Origin of the sequence: Paraburkholderia sp. BCC1885, from assembly GCF_900996235.1 — a bacterium.
Classification (GTDB): Bacteria; Pseudomonadota; Gammaproteobacteria; order Burkholderiales; family Burkholderiaceae; genus Paraburkholderia.
In genome coordinates this window covers 1-468 of record NZ_CAAJGM010000135.1, presented here as the reverse complement: position 1 = coordinate 468, position 468 = coordinate 1, and the positions used below count along the sequence as shown (strand labels likewise).

Annotated in this window: 1 protein-coding gene and 1 pseudogene; one reads left to right on the top strand and one right to left on the bottom strand. The window is 67.5% G+C overall.

Translation table 11 applies throughout. The annotated features are described in order from the left end of the window. Positions 1–243: pseudogene (locus FQ755_RS14290) on the top strand (5'-methylthioadenosine/adenosylhomocysteine nucleosidase); the annotation flags it as partial. On the opposite strand, the gene FQ755_RS14285 reads toward FQ755_RS14290, so the two are convergent. Further along, the coding region (locus tag FQ755_RS14285; RefSeq protein ID WP_409937512.1) for an AMP-binding enzyme at positions 240–468 on the bottom strand (229 nt) is incomplete at its 5' end. The pseudogene FQ755_RS14290 and the gene FQ755_RS14285 overlap by 4 nt on opposite strands.

Genomic DNA, 468 nt, shown 5'->3' with positions numbered 1-468 from the left:
GCGGCAGGCGTCCAGGCCTTGCGCGATGCGTTGCCGGATGCGCTCGCGGTCGAGATGGAAGGCGCGGCGATTGCGCAGGTTTGCCACGAATACGGCGTGCCTTGCGCGGTCGTGCGCACCATTTCCGATACCGCCGACGACCACGCGCCAGCTTCGTTCGTGGCCTTTCTCACGGAGATCGCCGGCACGTATTCGAACGCGATTCTCACGCGCTTTCTGGCGGCGCGCGGTTCGGCGGCCTAGCTCTTTTTACTGCCGGTCTCCCCTAGCGCCTCGCGCGCCTGCCGGGCAATCGCGCCAAGTTGGCGATCGACCGTCGCCGTGAGTTCGGCTTCGAGCTTCGTGCGCTTCTTTCCGTCCGCGAAGGCTTGCGCGTCGCGCAGTACGACGAAGGCCATCGCCGCCTGACCTTTCAGCGCATCCGTCACGCCGACCACCGCCACCTCGGCGACGGCCGCGTGGCTCGAC